Genomic DNA, 24,344 nt, shown 5'->3' on the forward strand with positions numbered 1-24,344 from the left:
TATACCTATACCTATACCGACTAATCTGCCTAATAGACTCAACTAAATTAACTGCAACAGAACGCAATCTTGTTTTGGCCTATGTGAATACCTTCTATGTATTAAACCTGCGTTTAAGTATTAAATTTTCGTTAAATTTCGATTTTCATTTGTGAGATTAAATTTTTCGTGCCCAATAAAATCAAAAAATTTAACAGTAATAATTTAATTTTTTATTTACCACACGTACGGTATTTAAAAATAAAACACATCAACTCTAAAAAACATCGTAATAGGCTAATTTAAATAGAAAATTACCAACCAATATAGATAGCCACTGTTCACTATTACAAATAAAAATCGTCACATTCAAATTATAAGCCAGTGAATAAAACTAAAAATAAAATATTCCTGGAAGAATAATCCATCGAAAAATTCACCAAAAATCACGCCGTAGACCATAGTTCTAATTTTATCAATTAAGAAAAATTCACTCGTAAATTTAACTGTGGGTCAAAACCTTTCTATCCAATTGAAAACAAAATCATTATCTAAAAATGTACTCTCTATACCTTACCTTAAATTCATACTAAAACTCATACTTCGCCTAAATAATAAACTTTTTTTACTACTTCACCATTTTTTAAAGCACTTATAGTTTTGAAAGTTAAGCAACAGGTTACATTCAATCAATGAGAGGTGAAATGATGATTAGAGCATTCGTATTTATTCACAAATTCATCGTCTCAACGTTAATTTTTAGTCTTTCACTTTCATTCTACACCAGTGCTAACACCTTAACGTTAGGAATTAATGGCCAGATCAAAGATCGATGCGAAATAAATTTCTTTTCTGGCAATGTCATGAAGTTTACGGAACACCGTGATGTGCAACTATTGCCTTTTAATATGTATTGTAACCGTCCGTTGGGTATAACGATTAATTCAAAATATGGAGGCTTAAAATATCAACACCAAGGGGTTGATATTATTGAAACTTATAATCTGTCATTACAAATAGACGAGCTTCGTCTTTATGAAAGTAGGCACAGCAGCCAACTTACTTCACCAGTAATGATAAACAGTTCTGGTGTTATTCCTTTCTCTCAACAGGGGAGCCTTAGGGTAGCACTCGAAAATAGCTTGCGTTTCGCGGGTTATTATCAAGACGTTATTGAGATCGAAGTTTACCCTTCGATTCATAGCGTGACCAAGTAAAAGCTCTGCAATGTATCTGCAGAACAACATACGCTCAGCAGTATTCGAGCCAATCATTTAAGATAAAGGAATTTCTAATGAAAAAGCTAACACTCTACGCAGCAACAGTCACAGCTATTTTTGGTGCTCAAGTTCAAGCCGCTCCTGGTGATGTCCAGCTAGTTGGTTTTGTTTCACCTGTATGTGAAGTTACTGGTCTTTCAACACAACTGATGGACTTTGGTAATGTATCTCAAATTCAAAACCTTTCTGTTAGTGGCCTTAACATGAAGTGTAATGACGTCGATGGTGCAACTGTAACACTGACGAGTGCTGAGGGTGGTCTAGAGTCCGATGATAGCGAAGACTACGCTCTTACATACGAAGCAACATTTAACCCTTCAGGCTTAGCTCCTTTCACGCTTAATGCGCCGGGAGGCCCAGGCCTAAATGACGTTTCAATCAGTAACTCTTATGGTGGTTCAGGAGTATTGGCGACTGGTGTTGCCGCGTCCATTGATATTGTGACAACAGAAACCTCCCCATGGGCAGGTGGTTATTCAGATACGTTAACCGTAAATATCACCTCAAATTAGAGGTTGAATAAGTCGGGGGCTATTATTTGGCCTCCGACTTCATCTAAGCCTTTGTTGTATTAAAACTTAACCTCAGTTGTATTACGACTCTAGTTTAATTTGGAGCTCATCGCGATGTATAAATGGATCATGCATAAATGGACTGTTCTCTTATTATTGTCACTCACTTGTTTGTCAGCTCATGCGTTCAAAGTAGAGCCGATGTCTATGGAGATGACGCCACTTGGTAAAAGAGCTCAAATGACAATGAGGGTTGAGAATTCGTCTACCGAACCACTCACAGTCGAACTGTCTCCAGTATTTATGACTATGAATGAATACGGAAAAGAGACCACGACGCCTGCAGATGACGAGCTACTAGTGATTCCAGTAACTGCAATTATAGAGCCTGGACGTTCGCAATCTATTATGGTCCGATATTTAGGCGATCCGTCCATTACAGAGTCAAAAGCTTTTCGTATTGCTGTTAAGCAAGTGAAAGTTCAAAGAGCAAGTAGCAACCAAGGGCAAGTGAGTCTGTTACTTCAGTTTAATACGCTTATCAACGTGCGACCTCAGAACACTGCCTCTCAACTAGAAATTAAAAGTATCGAACCAAATAACAAGAATAACAAATGGGTTCTTGAAGTACTGAACAGCGGTAATAGTTATGGTCGGTTAACCAATACGACATGGAAAATTTCTGACGGCAAAAAATCAACCTATTTAAAAGGCGTAGAAATCGCCAAACGTATTCCAGGAACTTTAGTTCTTCCCTATTCCACTCGTTTTTTCGAAATGCAGCCACTTGAAAATTACAATGTAGAGACGCTATCGATTGAAATCGAGCAGGATCAGTAGCAATGAGACGTTATATTTTTGGTGGGTTCATTTCTTGTTTTCTGTGTGCACAAGCGCTTGGCATAACACTGTTTCCAACCGTCATTGAACTCAATACCGATCACAGGGCAACATCGCAACTGGTTGTGACTAACAACTCGACGCGGGATCTCCCACTTGAAGCTAACGTTCGTCGTTTGAAATTCTTACCTGATGGTACGTTCCAAACATCAGATCTATCGAGTGAGGTGATGTTTGTGTTTCCACCTGCCGCTATGTTGGCACCCGGTGAACGTCAAGTATTCCGTATACAATGGTTGGGAAACCGCCAACTCGAAACTTCCCAAAGTTACTTTGTTCGTTTCAGTACCGTAAATATTGGTCAAAACAACGAAAAAATGGACAGTCCTACCAGTTTAACAACCGGTATCAATTTGCAAGTTCACTACAATGCGTTGTTGCACATTCACTCATCCTCGCTAGAGCCTGACGTGAACTTACATATAGATGAACAAGGAAAACTAACACTCACTAATTCAGGGTCGCGATTTACCTATACATCGTTACTTCATTTTAAGGGGCTCGAATCTCAGAACCAAAAGGTACATGAGGCTTTAGGTGAACAGTTTATTCCACCACGCTCGACTATTACTTTGCCTTCTTCTTTAAATTACTTACCAGTAGGCACTTATCATGGATATGAAAACTGAAACCTCTCACAAGATGTGGCAAGTTTTCTATGTCTTGGGATTAGTACTGTTTTATTGTGCCGCCTTAAGCCCTGTAACTTGGGGCCAGGATATGGTATTGAACCCGACAGGACGCGACATTCAACTTACCTCTTTACTAAGGATAAGTGACACCATTCTTGGTGAAGCGGATATTATCATTACCGCAAACAACGAAATTCTTTTGCCAAAGGAAAGTACGCTGTCTCTCCTTTCGTCTGTCGTCACTCAAGAAGGTATTGGTAAGCTCCATGACACGACAGACGATGAGATGCTGTCACAGCACCACTTTATGAGCGTAGGGCTGGGACTAAATTTCGACTTTTCTTCGTTGGAATGTATCGTGACGGTTCCGCCAGAATTTAGCTTAACCCAACAACTCTCGATGAACGGCGCAGATGATTTTTATAACTATGCTGAGCCAAGTCTGTTAAGCGGATACGTTAACGTCGCCCTTTCCGCCAATGAGAGCCAATATGTCGATCAAAAATCGTCAAGGCAAGATCTTTATCGCAGTCAATTCGACTCTGCACTTAACATTGGTTTTTTCAATTTTGAATATGAATCCTATTTAGAAAATGGTTCATCGAAAAAGTCACAATATGTGAGAGAAGGAACTCGTCTTAATATTGACTTTGCACAGCAAGGTACACGACTTGTGCTCGGCGATATGTACAACAGTGGCCAATCTTTTCAGGACAGTACCGATATACTTGGTATTGGCTTAACTCGAGATTTCACACTGATTCCAACCAGAAATGCACGACCACGAGCCAATCAATCATTCACACTTCAAAGAGCCTCGAATGTCGATGTCTATATAGATGGGATTGCAGTCCAACGACTAACTTTAGGCGCTGGTAGCTACAACCTGAGTGATATACCTCTTGCGCAAGGTAGTAACGATATTGTACTCGTCATTACCGATCGTTCTGGAAACGAAGAGCGTATCGAGTTTTCTATTGCGACGGGTAACGACTTGCTCAATAGCGGTGAGTTTGAATATAGCATTATGTACGGAGCACCCTCTGAACTCCAAAATGGACAACTAGAATACCTAACCGATGAGCGTATTTTCCATGGTTATGTCGATGTGGGGATTAACCCTTGGTTAACGTTAGGTACCAACTTTCAAACCCGTGAAGATTTATACCAATATGGTACTACCGCACTCATCGCTTCTAGATGGGGAGTCACTGAACTCAATGCTTCACGTAGCGAACATCCTGTATTTGGAAACGGCGATGCTTACAAATTTGCATTCGATGCGGAATTTTCCAGTAAGAATACACTGGCTCCACAACTGAGTGTTAGTTATGAGTATCTGAGCAACAATTTTACTGGTGTTGCTGGGTTTGACGCCTCCGATAAAGACATCAACTTAACCACTCATTATGCTTCTGCATTCGGTTCGATTTATCTAAGTCGATCATTACGTGCCGCCATGACAGTCAATTACCGTTCAGGAATAGACAAAGAGAACGACTATTGGCTAATTAGCCCGAGTTTATCGGACGGACTGTTTGATACTCACGCGACTTGGAGTGCCCGTGTTAGCTATCAAGATCACGCCAGTAAAGACGATGACATCAGCACTACGCTCACCATAAGTTGGCCTCTTAGCCGACAAACTCGTGTCGTCGGTCGTTACAGTACAGAGCTAAGAGAAGCCGCCTTAGATTACAGCTATCAGAATAATATAGGTAACACCGGAGGGATATCAGGCTTTGCGAGTGTCATTACGAATGAAGAAACGGACGCCGATATGGACGCTGGTATTAACTATACAGCAAACCGTTACGAATTGAGTGCCACCCATGCCTCGCGACTTGACGACATTAGTGGTGACACAAGAAACCACAGTACCGACGTGACCATCAGCAGTGCACTTGCGTTTGCAGGTTCATCGGTAACGATCGGCAGACCAGTCCGAGAAGCATTCGCAATTGTCAGCAAGCATGAAAGCCTCGCAGAGAATGACGTGGCATTAGACCCAACAAAAGATGGAGAGTACGCACGCGTTTACCTTAACGGAGATGCCAGTGCCATGGTCCCTGATCTTGTTGCTTATAATAGCCAAGTCATCGGTTATGAGGTCGATAACTTACCACCGGGATATGATTTGGGGGATGGTGCTTTTTGGGTTAAGCCTGATTACAAGCGGGGCTTCCAACTACAAATTGGTTCCGATGCTGTCTTAACCGTGATTGGTAAGCTATACGACCGTCAAAGTAACAATCCAATTTCACTTGTCGCTGGTGTAGCACATTACCTTGGTGAAGCTAAACAGTTACCGATTGACTTCTTTACCAATCGGAGTGGCATATTTGCGATATCTGGGTTAAAGCCAGGGAAATATCAACTGATTCTTGACACTAAAGGACAAGAGTCAGCCGTCATTACTCTCAGCGAGCGCAGTGACAACTTGATCAGACTAGGAGATGTGTATGTGGATTAAACAACTTCGGTGGGGAGGATGGTTCCTCATCGCCATAAATTCTGTATCCTCTGTATTAGCATGTGAAGCTAGTGCATTGACGATTCAACCCGTCTCATCCCAGTCGCAATACGACGTTTTCAACACTGGTAATTACGCAACAATTAATACTTATAGGATCGATGCGAATATAATTGGCGAAGCCTGCAAATTGAGTTTGGTTTTACAACTTAACGATACCAGTCGGACGTTAAAAGGGGTAAACCAAGACAAACTCAACTTCGAGTGGAGTGGACAAGTGGGTGTACCAATCGCGAATCAGTGGCATTTATCATTAACCGACAGTCAACCTTCGACAACCATACAAATGCGTTTCCCAAGCAAACAGTGGCTAGCGTCAGGAACCTACCGGGGGGTTTTAGAAGTGTCGCCCTCTTATACCTCAGACAACCAACAAATAGAGATCAGCCCTAGCTCACTCCCAGTATCCGTTACCGTGCCACCAGCTGCAAAAGTTCACTTTTATGGGTTAACTCAACTGCATTATGACCTTGATCTAGGAACATTATATTCAAACAAGATTATTCGTTCTGCACCGAACCTATGGGTGCAAAGTAATACAGCGTATACCATCGTATTGGAATCATCCCATCAAGGCATGCTACGTCATGAATCTGATGAGACAAAATGGGATATTCCATACGAACTTTCCCTAGATAACGATAGAGTAAACCTCGGTCAACTTGATGCAAAAATTCAGCGTATTTCGGCTACGATCGGTCAACCTATTCCTTTGAGTTTTGTAATTGGGGAAACAGAGAACAAACCGGGAGGAATATATGACGATACATTACAAATTTCTATAGAACCCCTCCTTTCACAGCAGCCTTAAATATGTAATTATATAAATCCTGAGATATGCAACGCAATTATATAAAACCTAGTATCATATAATCACAACACGATTTGTCAGTTTCGGAGTAAAGTATGCATAACAGTAAAAATAATTTAAAGCACATGCTCCTAATTGGCGATAACGGTATAAATAACCAGTTTATTCAACGAGAAATAGAGAAATACAGTGACTTTTGTTTTAGTCGCGAATGTATTTCAGGCATTGAACGTTCGAATCATCGCAAGACGTTTGATGTCATTCTCATTAGTTACTTACTCTTAGCTGACATCAAAGATGTTTACATCACCTTATCAAAAGTAGAGTCCAACAAATGGGTAATCTATGACGTTCCCTCTGATATTACCGGACAGAGTATTACCGTAATGCAACTATTCAACATGTTTAATATAAAGGGCATAATCTATCAAGATGCTCCTGTAGAACACCTTACACGTTGCTTGAAAACGGTTTGTGATGACGACCTATGGTTACCGAGGAAGTTAATGTCGCATATATTATCCAATGCGCGCTCCCAAACATTCAAGTCACAGGTAATATTATCTACCCTTACAAAAAGAGAAGCTCAAATATTTAAACGAGTTATCAGAGGAGATACAAATTTAGAGATATCAAGTGAACTATTTATTTCAGAAAGTACAGTAAAAACGCATGTATATAATATATATAAAAAAATAAACGTAACCAACCGAAAAGAAGCAATAAGAAAAGCAAATTTTATCAATAGTTTAGAGACTATTATACAACCAGGCATGTAGTTAATATTTGAGTCACAAATATAGAGACACTGGATTGCAGTTATTTTTACAACAGATCGTATTATAATTTAGCCCCTTGAAAAGGTGATCTTCTATTATCCCCCTCCGTCATAAAATCACAGTTAGACTGAACAACGAAGTTTAAATCATATCACCAGTGACTTAATTACATTCTGCCCTCTAAGGTACGAATAGAATTTTTGAACTCACAAAACATCACTTCTTAAGCCCTCTACTCGCCTAACAGAACGAAGTCAGTTGTAACTGTCAACACTATTAGCTTCTAAAATATCTAAAGCATAAAGCATCTAAAGCAATTCGGAGTTGAGCTTCCCCTTAGGGTAAGCTTTATTGTTATGTTTTTACCGGAGCAAAAGCATGACTTACCGTTCCTTCACTTTACTATTACTCACTCTTTCCCCTAGCCTTCATGCCTCTAATTTTGGCGATCCTGAACTGGGTAAAATGAAGTCACCAAGTTGCATTTTCTGTCATAACCCCACGGGTGAAACAAGTAACACTGCTTACCCAAAACTTTCTGGCCAAGATTCAACTTACCTCTATAACACAATGAAAGCTTACCAAAACGGTGATAGACAAGGCGCTTACGCTGAGATGATGCAAACACAACTGAGTAAACTCAATGATCAAGACTTGAAAGATATTGCGGCTTTTTATACTTCACAACAGTAATGGATTTCACCTTCATTAGGTCAGTCTAAGTTAAATAAACATCACTAAGTCGCCTATACTTCAAGCAAACTCACTGAGCTCATTGAAGGTCGGGAGAGATATACCTTTACACGTATCATCCAACCCTTACAATGTGCAGCAAATATATTTATCAAGGTTTATCTCTATGTCTATTCAATGGTTTCCGGGTCACATGCATAAAGCCCGCAAAGAAATCGAAGAAGTTATCCCACAGGTTGATGTGATCATCGAAGTACTGGACGCTCGTATCCCGTTCAGTAGTGAAAACCCAATGATCTCTTCACTGCGCGGCGATAAGCCTTGTGTAAAAGTGTTGAACAAGCGCGATCTTGCGGATCCTGAGCTTACTGAGCGTTGGATTGAGCACTTCGAGAAAGAGCAAGGCGTTAAAGCGATTGCGATTACTACTAGCGCTAAAGAAGAAGTTAACCACGTTATGGAGCTCGTGCGTAAGTTAGCACCGCACCGTGAACAGATGGGTAAGAACATTCGTACAATGATCATGGGCATCCCGAACGTGGGTAAATCGACCATCATCAACTGTTTAGCGGGACGTACGATCGCGGTTACTGGTAACCAACCTGCGGTAACTCGTCGTCAACAACGTATCAATCTACAAAATGGCGTGATCCTTTCAGATACTCCTGGAATCCTATGGCCTAAAGTAGAAAACCCACACAGTGGCTTCCGCTTGGCTGCAACAGGCGCTGTAAAAGATACGGCAATGGAATACGATGAAGTGGCATTCTACACAGTCGAGTACCTTGCAAAGCAATACCCTAATCTTTTGCAAGAACGCTACCAAATTGAAGAGCTTCCAGAGTCTGACATCGAATTGATGGAAGCGATTGGTCGTAAGCGTGGCGCACTTCGTGCTGGTGGTCATATAGACATTCACAAATGTTCTGAAATCCTACTTCATGAACTGCGTAATGGTACTTTAGGTAAAGTAACGTTAGAGCTACCAGAAATGATCACACAAGAACTGATCGAAGTTGAAGAAGCGGCTGCGCTGAAAGCCGAACAACAGATTAAGAAAAAAGAAGAGCGTCGTAAGCGTTACTTGAAGAACAAGCGTTAATCTCTCTTCGTTTTATGAAAAAGATCACATGGTGCGACTAAACGCCAAATAATTGAAGCGTCTATTCTAATCAAAAAAGCCCCGAACAATTTAATGCTCGGGGCTTTTTGGTTTGTTCTTCAGCTTTAAAGCAACTTCAGTAAGAGGCAGCTGTTGAGCAAGGCAACTTGAAGTGACTAAGAATACACAATGCTTGCTGTTTTCTGTTCAAGTTCAACGGGAGAGCTCCAAGAAATCACCTTCTCATTCACTTGACTTCCACATGGTGCATTCCAAACTTGCTCTAGCTCTTCTTTACCACCAATCGCTTGATAAAAAGCAATCGCTTGGTGATTTTCAGACATCACCTCTAGGTACAGACCTGAATCCGAATAGTATTGCTGCAACCACTTCGATAATTCAGACAATAAACGCTTACCAACACCACGACCGCGATAGGCATTATCTACATGTAACGCATCGATGAACGTGCCACGCTCAAAGTTGTGATTACCAAACGCGCAGACGAAACCAACCAGTAAACCGCCCTCTTCAAGCAATAAAACATGTTGGTTAAAAGGAGGGTTAATCAAACGAGTCTGCCAAATAACAGATCTGTCCTCCAAAACATCATTTTCTAAGTAATCATCAGCAAGAATGCCACGATAATATAGCTTCCAGCTATCCGCGTGTAATTGGGCAATCCGCTCATAATCTTTATATTCAGCTACCTTAATTTCCATTTATTAGCCCTTAGTACTTCCATTTATGACTTGCTACTACATTTCACACTACCTTTATACAATATTTAAGCAAAACATACTAATACACGTTTACACTTTCAATATTGACTTACACGTGTACGCTGATATTCTAGCGCACAGATGTAAGCTCAATGGAAATTTGCTAATGAATAGTGCCGACAAACAATCTACAAAAAAGCCGCCATTAATCTGGCTCAATATTTTTGTATTCTCTTTTAGTATGCTGCTTGCTGTTGTTGCGGCTCCCGTTTATGGCTACTTTTTTGGCTATGGTATGGAGCACTGGATATGGCTAGCAATCTGTTTTACGTTCTGTAACCTTTCAATCACAACGGGTTATCACCGCTTATGGTCTCATAAAGCGTTTGAAGCACATTCGAGCCTAAGATTTTTATTTGCATTAGGTGGCGCATTTGCCCTGCAGAACAGCGCGTTACACTGGTCTTCTGATCACCGTGTGCATCATAAGCACGTGGATAACAATGACAAAGACCCGTACTCTGCAAAACGCGGCTTTTGGTACTCGCACATTGGTTGGATGATTCGTAACTACAGTACCTCAATGTACGAAAACTATGAAAACTGTCGTGACCTGAAGAAAGATAAGATCGTAATGTGGCAGCACAAGCACTATGTTCTTCTGGCGTTGATCATGAACTTCGGTGTTCCTATTGCATTGGGCGTGATTTACGGTGACGTGATTGGCATGTTGTTAATCGTAGGTGCGGTTCGTTTGGTACTTAACCACCACACAACATTCTTCATTAACTCTCTTGCCCACATCTGGGGTAACCAACCTTTTACCGACAAAAACACGGCCCGTGATAACGGTTTGTTAGCAGTACTCACTTTTGGCGAAGGCTACCACAACTTCCACCACATCTTTGAGAACGATTACCGCAACGGCATCTACTGGTGGCAATACGATCCTACAAAATGGTTGATCAAGAGTGCTTCTTTGATGGGACTGGCAAGCAAGCTTAAGAAAACCCCTCAAGCTCGTATCGAAAAAGCAGAAGCATCAATGTTACTTAAACGCACGCAGCAAAAGATCATGCATCGTGCCGACAAGCAACAAATCGCAGACAAACTTCAACAAGAATTCGATGCTCTAGTATCAAACATGAACGAGTATTACGAAGTCAAAAAGCAGCTACTTGAAAGCAAACGCGAAGATGTTGTGAAGAAGTACGAACACTCTCTACTTAAAGTTCGTTACCAACAAATCAAAATGAATTTTGAGCAACAGAAAAAAAATTGGGCAATGACTGTGGAACAGTATGCTTAAGATAGAACAATATACTTAAGGCAGGATAGTCCGCTTAATGCACCAGTAACGACACTGCTTAACTCTTATTTGAAGCCCTCATATTACTATGAGGGCTTTTTTATGAGCGTAACCTATTTGCCATTAGCCATTAGCCATTAGCCATTAGCCAAAGACTCTCAAGTCTAAATTGTGGACTTCAAGAACCATAGTTATTGGATTCCAGAACTCTTTCTTCAACCTGAATTTATACTTATATTACTTTAACTTACTGAGTTTAGACCTAAGGAATTGAAAATGAGCAAACTGACTATTATTGCAACGATCGTCTCTAAAGAAGACAAAACTGAGCTTGTTAAATCAGAGATGATTAAATTGATCGATAAAACCCGTGCTGAAGACGGCTGTATTAATTACGATCTGCACCAAGATAACAGTAACCCTGCCCACTTCGTTTTTCATGAGAACTGGGAGTCTGAAGCTCACCTAGAGAAACACTTAGCGAGCCAACACATCGCTGAGTACATGGCTGCGACTGAAGACTGTATCGAAACCTTTGTGCTTAATAAAATGACGCACATTGCCTAACCAGTCACTCAGTACTGATTCAATAAAAGCCCTGCTCTCAACGCAGGGTTTGTCTTTTGTACAAACTTATATCTGCTCATTCTACTTATAAAAAACCGCCACTTTCACCGCCTTTCTCAGATAAACACCCATTTCGTTACACGTTTCTTTTCAACACAACAAACACCCACGCCTTATAAAACAATCCCATCATATGAAACTAAAACAAGCAAAGGTGATCCAAGTTATATTCTAGGGAGTCACAAAATTTGTTTATTAACATCCAAACAACAGTGGTTAATCAATATTTACAACCACAATTAACATCGAAAAAAATGTTTGTCTTAGATCATACCAACCTCAACTATGCCTCGTGCCACAGTGCAGTTTTCTGTACATTCATTGTCATATTCTGAAACACTTTCTTATATTTTTAAACTTTGTGGAGATTTCTATGTTAGAGCTCTTGATCGGATTAGTAATTACCATCGCTGTTGGTTACTTTATTGTGAAAGGTTATAAAGCGGCAGGCGTATTACTAACTGCTGGCCTTGCCCTACTTCTTATTACTGGCCTTATTGGTCACACAGTCTTACCAGCTAAGGTCGCTTCAACAGGTAACATGGTTACCGACTCACTCGAATTTGTTAAGTACATGCTTCAGTACCGTGGAGGCGGCCTAGGCATGCAAATCATGCTTCTTTGTGGTTTTGCTTCTTACATGACGCACATTGGTGCTAACAACGTAGTAGTGAAACAGTTCTCTAAACCGCTTGCTGCTATTAAATCTCCCTATGTACTTCTTGTTGCGGCTTACATCGTAGCGTGTCTAATGTCTCTAGCAGTAAGTTCTGCAACAGGCCTTGGTGTGTTACTGATGGCGACACTATTCCCAATGATGACGGCGATGGGTATTTCACGCCCAGCAGCGGTTGCCGTTTGTGCATCACCTGCAGCCATCATTCTTTCACCAACCTCTGGTGATGTGGTTATCGCAGCTGAAAAATCAGGCATGTCTCTTGATGTGTTTGCTGTTCAAACAGTATTGCCTGTTTCTATCTGTGCAATCATCGTGATGGCTGGCGCGGCTTTCTTCTGGAACAAATACCTAGATAAAAAAGAAAACACGCCAATGGAAAAAGTAGACGTTTCTGAAATCGAAACAACAGCACCGGCTTTCTACGCTGCACTGCCATTCCTACCTATCATCGGCGTTTTCCTATTCAACGGCCGCACGATTCCAGGGCTTTCACTTGATATCTACACCATTGTTGTAGGTTCTATCTTCGTGGGCGCAGTTATCGATTACGTTGTTAAGAAGTTTGACGGCGAGAAAACATTAGAAGACTTAGATTCTTGCTACCAAGGCATGGCTGACGCGTTCAAAGGCGTGGTAATGTTGTTGGTTGCGGCGGGCGTATTTGCTCAAGGTCTAATGTCTATCGGTGCGATTGATAACCTAATCGGTCTTGCTGAATCTGCAGGCGCAGGCGGTATCGCATTGATGCTTATCCTAACAGGTTTAACGGTTGCTGCAGCTATCGCGACAGGTTCTGGTAACGCGCCTTTCTATGCATTCGTAGAACTGGCTCCATCACTAGCGGCGAAAATGGGCTTGAACCCAGCGTTCCTAATCATCCCTATGCTTCAAGCATCTAACCTAGGCCGTACCATTTCTCCAGTATCTGGCGTAATTGTTGCGACATCGGGTATGGGTAAAATCAGCCCGTTTGAAGTTGTAAAACGTACTTCTGTTCCAGTAATCTGTGGTCTTATCACGGTTATCTTTGGTACGCTGGTATTGGTTCCAATGGCAGCTTAACTTAAAGAAACACTCTATCTAGACTGATACAAGCTAAGATAGAGATGCCGATATAAAATGCCCTAACAAAAAGGCGCTGAACTTAATGAGTTCAGCGCCTTTTTTGCGTCATATTAATTAGAGAATTCAAAACTCTATCTATTGGAGCTTGATACTAAAAATGTCACAAGGGATTGAAACAGCACGGCTTTAAATAGTATTACTTAAAAAGAACAAGCCCTACTTCATGTCACCATAACGTTCTAAATAAAGAACGGTTGCTGCGGTACGAGAGGGCACTTGCAACTTTTTCAACAAACTCTTCATATGTACCTTAACTGTCGATTCAGAAATAAACAGGTGATCGGCGATCTGCTTGTTACGATAACCTTTCGCGACTTCTTGAAGAATTTGCATTTCACGTTCAGTCAATTGGTCGAAGATATCATTTCGACTGTCAGCATCATTCAAATAGCGAGCTACCACAGTGCTGTATGCCTTATCGCCGCTATGTGCTTGCTTAAGCAGTTCAATCAGCTCATCGGGTTCAGTGTCTTTCAGTAAGTAACCATCAGCGCCCGCTTTAACAATCGCTTCGATATCCGCAGGGCTATCAGAAACCGTTAAAATAACGATGTTAGCGCTTGAACCATCAGTTCGAAGTGCTTTCAGAGTATCTAGCCCAGACATGCCTTTCATATTCAGATCCAACAGGATCAAATCAGGTTCTTCTTCATGGGCAAGAGCGACCGCTTCAGTACCGTTACTTGCTTCTGCAATCACTTCAAATTCATCTTCAAAGCTCAGTAATTGGCTTATACCTCTGCGCATCAATGGATGATCATCAACCAACATTACTTTACAAATCGTCAACTTTAACTTCCTTTAAACTTTTATATTTCAATATGACTGTACAGCCCTCACCTTGAGCCGCTTCAATCGTTAAGTCACCATTCAGTCTTGCCGCACGCTCCTGCATAATACTCATTCCGTAGTGGTTCATCTTCGAACTACTTGGGTCAAAGCCTTCTCCATTATCTTTAATCACGACTAATACTTGTCCGTCCTCATCGATACAGCATACATCTATCAAGTCGGCATTGGCGTGTTTTATTGCGTTTATTGTTGCTTCACGAATCAATTGAAGCAAGTGAACCTGACTGTGCGCATCAAGCTCTAGCGATGAAAGGTTATTAGTTAATTTAATCTTCGCATCGGTTCTTTCACTAAGTTGCTCTAGCATGGTGCTCAGAGCATCTCCAAAGCTACCCTCTTTGATGGATAACCTAAATGTGGTGAGTAGCTCTCTCAATTGAGTATAGGCACCGGCTAACCCATTCCCTATCTCAGATGCTATCTGCTCAGACTGCTCTCGATGTTTGTGTTCCGGAAGTTTACCAATAACACGCTTTAACAATGTCACTTGGATTTTTAAATACGACAGCGATTGGGCCAATGAATCATGCAGTTCACGCGCAATCGTCGCTCGCTCTTCCATAATAATAAGCTGCTCAGCTTTCTTTTGAGCGCGATTATAGTAGATAGCTCTCGATAACAGTTGAATAAAACTCTCAATTAGCGTCTTAGTTGAATGACCATGATGATATGAGCAATACAGATAGCCCAAAACAAGCTCGTTATCATCCAGTTTCATTTCAAACTTTTCATAATCGCAAGTCGGGTCGTAACCTTCATCCATAATCAAAGAACGTCCCGAATTATCGACTATTTCTAACCTTAGCGATTCAATCCCTTCTAGGCTGACCAAGTGCTGCAAAATAGCTCGGAAATTTTCCGGTGCAACACGCGTTACCGTGAGTTCTTGAGAAGAATAATAGAGTGCTTGCAATGATTGGTTGGCATTTTGTAACTCAACCGTCTTGGCATCGACAACATCTTCAAGGTTTCGATACAGCACGCCTAAATCTTTCGCCATCGAGTTAAATGTTTTGGTCAAAATGCCCAGTTCATTATTGTTGGTAACCTCCAACTTAACCTCGAAATCACTATTTTTTATTCTCTGGCTAGCTCTAACGAGAGCGTGTAGAGGCTTAACAACTTGTTTACGTACAAAATGAACAACAAAAAGAGATATGACGAGTATTCCACCTAGACCTATACCACCAGCCCATGCCAATTTAATTAATTTATTTTCTGAAAATTCTTGTAACTTAAAAACAAAGCGGTCGATTTCAATAACAAAATTTTCAACAAGTACCAGGTAGTGTTTTCTATCTTCGCTATTTAAGACCTGCTTCAATTCATGCCAACGGCCAATTATTAAATAATAATCATTTGTAATATCAGTTGGCACTTCCCAACTCACCAAATTAGTCATCGATGTGGAATAAAGGGAACTTTCAAATTCACGAATATGAGAATCGTAATCCACTGATTCTATTTGAATATCATGCGCTAAACGGTAGCTTTGCATGCGCATCGAGCCAGCTACATTAACCGCCTCGGCATCATTAAGGCTGGACGCCAATGTAAAAATAGCAAAACCGGTGGTGGCAACTGAAAGGAGCAATATAAATAGCAATGATTTAGCTATTGTACTCGTCACAGATGAAACAGGTTTAATAAGCAAAGTTAATATCCTGAAGGTATAAAAATGGCTATCGGGAACCTATTGTCACACATCAAAAAACAGAGCTCCATTCAATATGTGACCAAACGCTTCATAATTTATTGATCTAAGACAATATAGGATCCTATTTAGCCCTTAAGGGGTATTTATACAAATATTTCTAAAACTACACTACTTGTGAGGATAAATGACAAGATATTAACGAAACAATGATCTACAATTACAACATCTTAGCAACATTAGTAGGCATTTAGTGGTAGACCTATCGAGACGACGCCTATTTTCTAGGCGAAAAGTAGATTCAAGCCAAATTCGATTGCCTTGGATTAAAAGTCTAGAAAGCTTCGCAGATGATTGTACACGTTGTGGTAAATGCATCGAAAGTTGCGAGACACACATCATCATTGTCGGCGACGGTGGTTTTCCTACTGTCGACTTCTCAAAAGACGAATGTACATTCTGTTATCAATGTGCAGACGTTTGTCCAGAGCCAATTTTTAAACCCAAGGAAGAAACGCCTTGGCTGGCAAAAGCAACTATCTCTGATAAATGCTTGGCCCAACAAAATGTTGAATGCCGAAGCTGTGGCGACATGTGTGAACCTATGGCGATTCAATTTCAACTTAGAGCAGGCAGTGTTGCTCTACCAAAAATCGAGTTAGATGAGTGTAGCGGTTGTGGAGCCTGCGTAGCAGTTTGCCCTACTTCGGCTATTCTTGTGAGTAATGCATAAAACAAAAATAACGAGAGCAATTTATGGCACTAAATGAAGTGCATATATCAAGTTTAGTCGTGCATGTGAGCCCAGAGCATCTAGACGAGATCAAAGCACAAATCGAGCAATACGATAATGCGGAAATCTACGGCAGTAGCCCTGAAGGCAAAATCATCGTGGTCCTAGAAACCGAGAACCAAGGTTTTGTTACGGACACCATCGAAGAAATTAATAATATTACGAACGTTTTAGGGACAGCTTTGGTTTACCACCAAATCGAGACTGGACTAGACGAAACGGATTTAGAAACTGGAAGCAACAATTCTCAACTTGAGGGTGAAGTATGAAAATGACAAGACGCGCGTTTGTGAAAGCAAACGCAGCTGCATCAGCGGCAGCCGTTGCAGGTGTAACTCTACCAGCAACAGCAACCAACCTGATTGCTAGCTCTGATCAAACAAAAATCACGTGGGATAAAGCGCCTTGTCGTTTTTGTGGTACGGGCTGTTCGGTACTAGTTGGTACTCAAAACGGTAAAGTGGTCGCGACTCAAGGCGATCCAGAAGCACCGGTAAACAAAGGCCTTAACTGTATTAAAGGCTACTTCCTTTCAAAAATCATGTACGGTAAAGACCGTCTTGAACAACCTCTTCTTCGTATGAAAGATGGTGAGTTCCACAAGGATGGTGATTTTGCACCAGTATCTTGGGACAAAGCTTTCGACGTAATGGCTGAGAAATGGAAAGCCGCTCTGAAGAAGAACGGTCCAACAGGCGTTGGTATGTTCGGTTCAGGCCAGTGGACAGTAATGGAAGGCTACGCAGCGGTTAAGCTGATGAAAGCGGGCTTCCGTTCAAACAACATCGATCCAAATGCTCGTCACTGTATGGCATCTGCGGTAGGTGCATTCATGCGTACTTTCGGTATCGATGAGCCAATGGGTTGTTACGATGACTTTGAACACGCAGATGCATTCGTACTGTGGGGTTCAAACATGGCAGAAATGCACCCAGTACTATGGACTCGTATTACAGACCGTCGTCTAAGCCACCCACACGTTAAAGTAAACGTACTGTCTACTTACTACCACCGTTCTTTCGAGCTTGCAGACACAGGTTACATCTTCGAACCTCAATCAGATCTTGCGATTGCTAACTTCATCGCTAACTACATCATTCAAAACGATGCGGTCAACTGGGAATTCGTGAACAAACACACGAACTTCAAGCAAGCAACGACAGACATCGGTTACGGCCTTCGTGACGATGATCCACTACAGAAAGCCGCTGCGAACCCTAACTCAGGTAAAATGACTGATATCAGCTTCGAAGACTACAAAGCTTCTGTTGCTGAATACACCGTTGAAAAAGCATCTGAAATGTCAGGTGTATCTCAAGATGACCTTATCAAGCTGGCTAAGCAATACGCAGATCCAAACATCAAAGTAATGTCACTTTGGACTATGGGTATGAACCAACATACTCGTGGTGTATGGATGAACAGCCTTGTGTACAACATCCACCTTCTTACAGGTAAGATTTCTACTCCAGGTAACAGCCCATTCTCACTTACTGGCCAACCATCTGCATGTGGTACAGCTCGTGAAGTAGGTACGTTCTCTCACCGTCTACCGGCAGATATGGTGGTTGCTAACCCTAAACACCGTAAGATTGCAGAAGACATCTGGAAGCTTCCAGAAGGCACTATCCCACCTAAACCGGGTAAACACGCTGTTGCGCAAGACCGTGCGTTAAAAGATGGTACGATCAACGCGTACTGGGTAATGTGTAACAACAACATGCAAGCTGGTCCAAACATCAACACTGAACGTCTACCAGGTTACCGTAACCCAGACAACTTCATTGTATGTTCTGACCCGTACCCAACAGCAACAGCTCAAGCTTCTGACCTTATCCTTCCAACAGCAATGTGGATTGAAAAAGAAGGTGCTTACGGTAACGCTGAGCGTCGTACACAAGCATGGTACCAACAAGTTAAAACCGTAGGTGAAGCAAAGTCTGACCTATGGCAAATCATGGAGTTCTCTAAACGCTTCACTGTTGAAGAAGTTTGGGGCGAAGAGCTTCTAGCTAAAGCACCTGAGTATCGTGGTAAAACGATGTACGACGTGCTGTACAAAAACGGCAACGTTGATGCATTCCCACTGTCTGAAGCACAAGAGCTTAACGACGATGCTCAAGCTCAAGGTTTCTACGTTCAAAAAGGTCTATTCGAAGAATACGCAGCCTTTGGTCGCGACCACGGTCACGATTTAGCACCTTACGACACTTACCACAAAGTCCGCGGCCTACGTTGGCCTGTTGTTGACGGTAAAGAAACACTGTGGCGCTTTAAAGAAGGTTCAGATCCATACGCTAAGAAAGGTTCTGGTTGGGATTTCTACGGTAAGCCAGATGGTAAAGCTCTTATCATCAATGCTCCTTACGAAGCGCCACCAGAAGTACCAAGCGACGAATACGACATGTGGCTATGTACAGGTCGTGTTCTTGAGCACTGGCACACAGGTACTATGACTCGTCGTGTACCAGAACTTTACAAAGCAGTACCGGATGCACTTTGTTACATCCACCCTGCTGATGCTAAAGCTCGTGGCCTTCGCCGTGGTGATGAAGTTCTTATCGAAAACAAACGTGGTGAAGTACGCGTTCGTGTTGAAACTCGTGGTCGTAACCGTCCACCACAAGGCTTGGTATTCGTACCATTCTTTGATGCAAGAATTCTGATCAACAAGTTGATCTTGGATGCAACGGATCCTCTGTCTAAGCAGACGGATTACAAGAAGTGTCCAGTTAAGATCACTAAGGTTTCTTAAGAGCCAAGCGCTTTTCGAACCTAGATACAAGATCTAACGTATTTAATATTGCGACTACTTTTTTCATCACTTTTTGAAGGAAGTAGTCCACTCAAAGAATTAGCCTTTAGGCGGAGAAATTAACCATGAAAAAACTGATTACTGCCCTACTATCAGCTGGTCTTTTGCTAGCTGGTGCAGTTCAAGCTCAAGCTGAGCTGGATAACCCAGGCGGCATTGGTGGCGTAGAATCTCTACGTGGTGCAAGTGAACTTGAAGCAACTCGCGCAGCAGATGACTTCAAAAAGTTTCCTCGTGACCAAGTACTTGAGAGTGACTACGTATACCAACCACCTTTAGTACCTCATACTATTCGTAGCTATGAAGTGTCTCTTAACGCTAACAAGTGTCTTGCTTGTCATAGCTGGAAAAACGCAAAAGAAATGGGTGCAACTAAAGTGAGTGTAACTCACTACATGAACCGCGAAGATGCGGTACTTGCTGATGTTTCACCTCGTCGTTACTTCTGTCTACAGTGTCACGTACCTCAAGCTAATGCTAAACCGCTAGTTGAGAACGAGTTCAAACCTGTAGATTCACTGCGTTAATCGTAGCCGGACTGTAAGAGAGGCTATATATGATAAAATTACTTAAAGCGTTTTGGAAAAGACTCGCGACACCAAGTAAAGCAGCGGTAGGCGTTGTTTTGTTCTTGGGTTTCTCGGGTGGTCTTTTGTTCTGGGGTGCATTCAACACGGGTATGGAAGCAACCAATACGGAAGAGTTCTGTTCTGGTTGTCACGCACCTATCGTTGCTGAAATCCAAGAAACAATTCACTACTCTAACCGTTCTGGTGTTCGTGCTATCTGTTCAGACTGTCACGTACCTCATGAGTGGACAGATAAAATTGTTCGTAAGGTTCAGGCTTCTAAAGAGCTATACGCACACTTTATTGCGAAAACCATCAATACTGAAGAAAAGTTCAAAGCACGTCGTGCTCACTTAGCAGAACGCGAATGGGCTCGATTGAAAAAGAATGATTCACTTGAGTGTCGTAACTGTCACCAGTTCGATTACATGGACTTCTCAGAGCAGAGCCCTCGTAGTGCGAAACAACACTCGACAGCGCTAGCTTCTGGTGAAAAAACGTGTGTAGACTGTCACAAAGGTATCGCACACAAACTACCAGACATGCACGGCGTTGAAGGCTGGCAATAAGGAGCGATTGAATGAGTACTTTAGAGAACGTAATTTGGCACATCCTAGGTTACAGCGCTATGCCAGTTATCATTCTTGGTGGCTTTGCAGGTGTTGCAGCCGTATCTCTTTGGCTTTTATCTATGACTAAAGACAAAGAAATCGATTAGAAATCGAAGAGTACGTCAACTTTTATCAGCTAATTTTAATCCATTCTGATATGGGTTGACTCTAAAAAGCCACTGATTTCAGTGGCTTTTTTAATATCTAACGTTTTATCTTTTTATTAATAGGTGGCAACCTCCCTACCTCACCTCTTAAGTCACATCCACAATACAAAGTACCTTTCTACAGAGCCCTTTAGATAGACACTTCGATTAGAAAAGAACGCTTATTACTACACCACTGCCACTTAACCGTTGTAAACAATATCGCTAAGATCGAAGCATAACTCTGTGACATTTCGGCCTTTTGTTTTTAATTTCATGTGTTTTGCTATTGATTTCACGTGTTTCACGATTAATTTCAGGTGTTTTGAGTAAATAAATCAACAATTTGACTAGATTCGTCGCGAAATTGGATTAGAATCACACTGTTTTTGACAACACTTAATTGAATTTAATGCAGTTCGACCTTAAAGACTCAGTAAAAATTTCCATAAACACATTGGTTGTGGGAATGTTTGTTACATCAATTCAGAAAAGTGAGCGTGTTTATTTATCTAACGCTGGACGCGTGTCTTCAAAAAAAGGAATTGATACATTAGTTAATAAAGGCATTAAGTATGTCTGGGTTGACAAGAAGCTCTCTGCTAAAGGTTGTAAATTTCACCCCGTTCCTGATGACGAAACGAGTGAGGAACAACAAAAGAGCAGTAAAAATTCTCCAAGTAAATTGGTCTCTCGAGAAGTAAGACAAAAAAATGCAGAGCGAATCATCCAAGAAGCGCGCGGTCTTGCTCAGAAAATTATTACGGCAACATTTGATTCGCATACGTTTGTTTCGGATGAACTGGATGGTTGGGCGGATGAGCTGATTGAATCAGCACTGATCAATTCAGATGCCTTGCAATGTGTTTCTGCATTACGTAAGAAAGATGCCTATTTGCTTGAACATTCCGTTAATGTCGCCACACTTTTGGTCACATTTGGCAAGCATTTGGGTTTTGGCAAAGACCGATTAAAGCCATTGGCTATTGGTGGGATTATTCATGATGTCGGTAAAGTGCATATCGATGATAATGTTTTGCACAAGCCTTCTCGTTTAACCGAGGAGGAATTCGCTCACATCAAGCAACACCAAGTATTTGCTAAACCTATCATCAAAAAAATCGAAGGCTTAAGTCAAATTAGCCGTGATGTATGTTTAATGCACCATGAAAAGTTAGATGGTACAGGTTACCCTAATGGATTGAGTGGCGAGCAAATTCCGCAGCACGGCCGAATGGCTTGTATCGTCGATATCTATGACGCATTGACGGCTGACCGTTGCTACAAACGTGGAATGAGCCCAGCGGAAGCGTTTAAAATAATGTTAGGTATGACACCTAATCACTTAGACCGGCAATTGGTGTACAAATTTATTAATTGCATTGGTATTTTCCCTATTGGGGCCATCGTTGAGCTGAGCAATGGCCATCTTGGAATCGTATGGTCATCGAATGATGATGCTCCTGTTGAGCCTGTCGTTAAGTGCTTCTATTCACGAAAGAATAAACGTTTCATTGACGTCAAGTATGTGGATTTAAAACACAGCTGGCATACGATTGTAAAAGCAATTTCTCCTACGAAGGCTGAAATTGATGTCACCCCTTTCTTTTAATAGAGCCTGCTATTCGAGGGGTATGAGGTCAGCACATTCCATGTATGGCCTGATTAGATAAAACGGACAAGTCTAGAAAGCCACTGATTTCAGTGGCTTTTATTTTTTCAGAAGTTCTTTCATAAACCCTTTACTAGCCCATATCCATATCCAATTTTAATCAATAACCAAACACTCATTTCACCTCCAATTTACTCGCTGTTAGGTATATCTATAGATAAATACCTTAGAGTAAGACAGCATGAACACACACCACCCCCTATCCGCGTTATTACTACTGGGTAGTCTGACCTATCTCACGGGTTGCGCTTCTCTATCACCAACGCCGCAAGCCAGTTTGAACAATACAACCCAGATTCCCGAGCAATGGGAAAGCTCTCAACGATACGTAAACACTACGATGTCGACACAATTGCTCTCGCTGTTCAACAATCAAGCTCTCGCCGATCTGGTTCAAGAAGCCCTCACCAATAACCACGACCTACATAAAACTGCACTTCGCTTGAAGCAAGCTGAACTATTAGCGGCTCAAAGTGATCAATACCTTCAACCTTCTTTAAATACAGACTTTCAAGCCTCTAGACAAAAAACAAGTCAAATTCAGAACAGTCACAAACTGTCTTTGAATTTAAGTTGGGAGTTTGATGTTTGGGGACGCTTAGCTGACTCAGCAAGCGCAGCTAACGCGAAACAACAGGCAACACAACTCGACTATGCTTACGCACAAAACTCTCTCGCGGCTCGCGTAATAGAGGCGTGGCTTGATGTTGCTTACAGAGCAAGAGTGATCGGGGTTGAACAACGCTGGCTACAAAGCCTTTCAAACACTGAGAATATTGTACTAGAGCAAGTGCTCGATGGGTTTAAAGAACAAGCAGACCTCGACACCGCTCGTGCTGCAACATCCAGAGTAAGAGCGAGTTTAGCGGCTAAAGAACAAGATCAGCTTATCGCAATCAGAGGCCTTAATACCTTACGAGGTAAGAGCGACACCCAGCTTAACCGAATGATTTTCACGATCCCAGAAGTTGAAGCTCCGCCATTACGTCTTCCCGGAGAAATGATTGGATCACGTCCTGACCTCCTTGCCGCTTATCAGCAAGTGCTCGCCGCCGACAAAAGCGCGGCAGTTGCTTACAAAGATCTACTGCCTAAATTCACGCTGTCTGCCTCTGTTTATCGTAGCGGTTCAACACCAAACCAGCTTATCGACAATCCTTCCCTGTGGAATCTCGTTGGGGGGATCAGCGCACCTCTTCTTGACCAATCATCACTACAAACCCAAGCAAAAATAGCTCAGCTTCAAGCAGAAGAGAGCTTTGTTGATTACCAAAAGAAACTATTGGTTGCCATCAATGAGGTAGGAAATGCACTAGACAAAGAGTTCTACCTCAAACAACAAGAACAGCATTATCGAGATGCTTTTACATTCTCCAAGGCTAGTATGAAAAACTATCAAAACCTTTATCAGGAAGGAGCCAGTGACGTTTTGGCACTGCTTATCGCCCAACAATCTATTTACCAATCTAAAATCCAGTTGCTTAATACTCAGCGTACTCGGCTCTCAAACAGAATTACCTTAGGGTTAGCATTAGGAATGGGGGTTTAA

The 24,344-nt window shown here is 41.7% G+C and carries 23 protein-coding genes; 20 read left to right on the forward strand and 3 right to left on the reverse strand.

Annotation, left to right across the window (positions count from 1 at the left end; all coding sequences use genetic code 11):
• The first annotated feature begins 671 nt into the window (after nucleotides 1-671).
• The 9 genes from AB4232_RS05610 (at nucleotide 672) to ylqF (ending at nucleotide 9,221) form a co-directional block, all read left to right on the forward strand.
• Nucleotides 672-1,196, forward strand: a complete 525-nt coding sequence (locus AB4232_RS05610; RefSeq protein WP_017097466.1) for a hypothetical protein — start codon at nucleotides 672-674, stop codon at nucleotides 1,194-1,196.
• Nucleotides 1,197-1,273: 77 nt separating this feature from the next.
• Nucleotides 1,274-1,771, forward strand: a complete 498-nt coding sequence (locus AB4232_RS05615) for a hypothetical protein (RefSeq protein WP_009845433.1) — start codon at nucleotides 1,274-1,276, stop codon at nucleotides 1,769-1,771.
• Between the two features lie 114 nt (nucleotides 1,772-1,885).
• Entirely contained in the window at nucleotides 1,886-2,611 is a 726-nt protein-coding gene (locus AB4232_RS05620; protein WP_009845434.1) for a molecular chaperone, read from the forward strand.
• Between the two features lie 2 nt (nucleotides 2,612-2,613).
• A complete protein-coding gene (locus AB4232_RS05625; RefSeq protein ID WP_009845435.1) occupies nucleotides 2,614-3,300 on the forward strand; it encodes a molecular chaperone in 687 nt (228 codons plus the stop codon).
• A complete protein-coding gene (locus tag AB4232_RS05630; RefSeq protein WP_372086544.1) occupies nucleotides 3,284-5,776 on the forward strand; it encodes a fimbria/pilus outer membrane usher protein in 2,493 nt (830 codons plus the stop codon). The genes AB4232_RS05625 and AB4232_RS05630 overlap by 17 nt, the downstream gene beginning before the upstream one ends.
• Nucleotides 5,766-6,647, forward strand: a complete 882-nt coding sequence (locus AB4232_RS05635) for a hypothetical protein (protein ID WP_372086546.1) — start codon at nucleotides 5,766-5,768, stop codon at nucleotides 6,645-6,647. The genes AB4232_RS05630 and AB4232_RS05635 overlap by 11 nt, the downstream gene beginning before the upstream one ends.
• Nucleotides 6,648-6,742: 95 nt before the next feature.
• Nucleotides 6,743-7,426: a helix-turn-helix transcriptional regulator gene (locus AB4232_RS05640; protein ID WP_009845438.1), complete on the forward strand. Its 684-nt coding sequence runs from the start codon at nucleotides 6,743-6,745 to the stop codon at nucleotides 7,424-7,426.
• Nucleotides 7,427-7,804: 378 nt separating this feature from the next.
• Nucleotides 7,805-8,119: a cytochrome c gene (locus AB4232_RS05645; protein ID WP_102250356.1), complete on the forward strand. Its 315-nt coding sequence runs from the start codon at nucleotides 7,805-7,807 to the stop codon at nucleotides 8,117-8,119.
• Nucleotides 8,120-8,285: 166 nt separating this feature from the next.
• Nucleotides 8,286-9,221: a ribosome biogenesis GTPase YlqF gene (gene ylqF, locus AB4232_RS05650; RefSeq protein ID WP_009845440.1), complete on the forward strand. Its 936-nt coding sequence runs from the start codon at nucleotides 8,286-8,288 to the stop codon at nucleotides 9,219-9,221.
• Between the two features lie 176 nt (nucleotides 9,222-9,397).
• Here ylqF and AB4232_RS05655 read toward each other — a convergent pair whose 3' ends face one another.
• Nucleotides 9,398-9,943 carry a GNAT family N-acetyltransferase gene (locus AB4232_RS05655; RefSeq protein WP_009845441.1) on the reverse strand — a complete coding sequence of 182 codons (546 nt, stop codon included), beginning with the start codon at nucleotides 9,941-9,943 and terminating at the stop codon, nucleotides 9,398-9,400.
• A 166-nt stretch (nucleotides 9,944-10,109) separates the two neighbouring features.
• On the opposite strand from AB4232_RS05655, the gene AB4232_RS05660 reads away from it, so the two are divergent.
• From AB4232_RS05660 to dcuC, 3 genes are all read left to right on the forward strand, one after another.
• A complete protein-coding gene (locus AB4232_RS05660) occupies nucleotides 10,110-11,252 on the forward strand; it encodes an acyl-CoA desaturase (protein WP_372086548.1) in 1,143 nt (380 codons plus the stop codon).
• A 276-nt stretch (nucleotides 11,253-11,528) separates the two neighbouring features.
• Nucleotides 11,529-11,819: a putative quinol monooxygenase gene (locus AB4232_RS05665; RefSeq protein WP_372086550.1), complete on the forward strand. Its 291-nt coding sequence runs from the start codon at nucleotides 11,529-11,531 to the stop codon at nucleotides 11,817-11,819.
• A gap of 433 nt (nucleotides 11,820-12,252) precedes the next feature.
• A complete protein-coding gene (dcuC, locus tag AB4232_RS05670) occupies nucleotides 12,253-13,620 on the forward strand; it encodes an anaerobic C4-dicarboxylate transporter DcuC (RefSeq protein ID WP_009845449.1) in 1,368 nt (455 codons plus the stop codon).
• A 219-nt stretch (nucleotides 13,621-13,839) separates the two neighbouring features.
• Here dcuC and AB4232_RS05675 read toward each other — a convergent pair whose 3' ends face one another.
• Both AB4232_RS05675 and narQ read right to left on the reverse strand, forming a co-directional pair.
• Entirely contained in the window at nucleotides 13,840-14,472 is a 633-nt protein-coding gene (locus AB4232_RS05675) for a response regulator (RefSeq protein WP_017101837.1), read from the reverse strand.
• The gene (gene narQ / locus AB4232_RS05680; RefSeq protein WP_009845451.1) at nucleotides 14,459-16,189 is read right to left on the reverse strand and encodes a nitrate/nitrite two-component system sensor histidine kinase NarQ; all 1,731 of its coding nucleotides are present in this window, start codon (nucleotides 16,187-16,189) and stop codon (nucleotides 14,459-14,461) included. The genes AB4232_RS05675 and narQ overlap by 14 nt, the downstream gene beginning before the upstream one ends.
• Nucleotides 16,190-16,442: 253 nt before the next feature.
• Here narQ and napF point away from each other — a divergent pair, with 253 nt between their 5' ends.
• The 8 genes from napF (at nucleotide 16,443) to AB4232_RS05720 (ending at nucleotide 24,344) form a co-directional block, all read left to right on the forward strand.
• Entirely contained in the window at nucleotides 16,443-16,922 is a 480-nt protein-coding gene (gene napF, locus AB4232_RS05685) for a ferredoxin-type protein NapF (RefSeq protein WP_017101835.1), read from the forward strand.
• A gap of 23 nt (nucleotides 16,923-16,945) precedes the next feature.
• Nucleotides 16,946-17,251, forward strand: a complete 306-nt coding sequence (locus AB4232_RS05690) for a chaperone NapD (RefSeq protein WP_009845453.1) — start codon at nucleotides 16,946-16,948, stop codon at nucleotides 17,249-17,251.
• Nucleotides 17,248-19,737 (forward strand): periplasmic nitrate reductase subunit alpha, encoded by a 2,490-nt coding sequence (gene napA, locus AB4232_RS05695; RefSeq protein WP_135381549.1) that lies wholly within the window; start codon nucleotides 17,248-17,250, stop codon nucleotides 19,735-19,737. Before AB4232_RS05690 ends, napA begins: the two co-directional genes overlap by 4 nt.
• Before the next feature lie 125 nt (nucleotides 19,738-19,862).
• Nucleotides 19,863-20,324 (forward strand): nitrate reductase cytochrome c-type subunit, encoded by a 462-nt coding sequence (locus AB4232_RS05700; RefSeq protein ID WP_009845455.1) that lies wholly within the window; start codon nucleotides 19,863-19,865, stop codon nucleotides 20,322-20,324.
• Nucleotides 20,325-20,353: 29 nt separating this feature from the next.
• Complete coding sequence (locus AB4232_RS05705; RefSeq protein ID WP_009845456.1) at nucleotides 20,354-20,935, forward strand: NapC/NirT family cytochrome c; 582 nt, start codon at nucleotides 20,354-20,356, stop codon at nucleotides 20,933-20,935.
• An 11-nt stretch (nucleotides 20,936-20,946) separates the two neighbouring features.
• On the forward strand, nucleotides 20,947-21,084 hold the full coding sequence (locus AB4232_RS05710) for a TIGR02808 family protein (protein WP_009845457.1): 138 nt from the start codon (nucleotides 20,947-20,949) through the stop codon (nucleotides 21,082-21,084).
• A 451-nt stretch (nucleotides 21,085-21,535) separates the two neighbouring features.
• On the forward strand, nucleotides 21,536-22,735 hold the full coding sequence (locus tag AB4232_RS05715) for an HD-GYP domain-containing protein (RefSeq protein WP_122047503.1): 1,200 nt from the start codon (nucleotides 21,536-21,538) through the stop codon (nucleotides 22,733-22,735).
• Nucleotides 22,736-23,135: 400 nt separating this feature from the next.
• Entirely contained in the window at nucleotides 23,136-24,344 is a 1,209-nt protein-coding gene (locus tag AB4232_RS05720) for a TolC family protein (protein ID WP_009845459.1), read from the forward strand.

Source organism: Vibrio sp. 10N.286.46.A8 (genome assembly GCF_041470165.1).
GTDB classification, from domain to species: Bacteria; Pseudomonadota; Gammaproteobacteria; order Enterobacterales; family Vibrionaceae; genus Vibrio; species Vibrio tasmaniensis_A.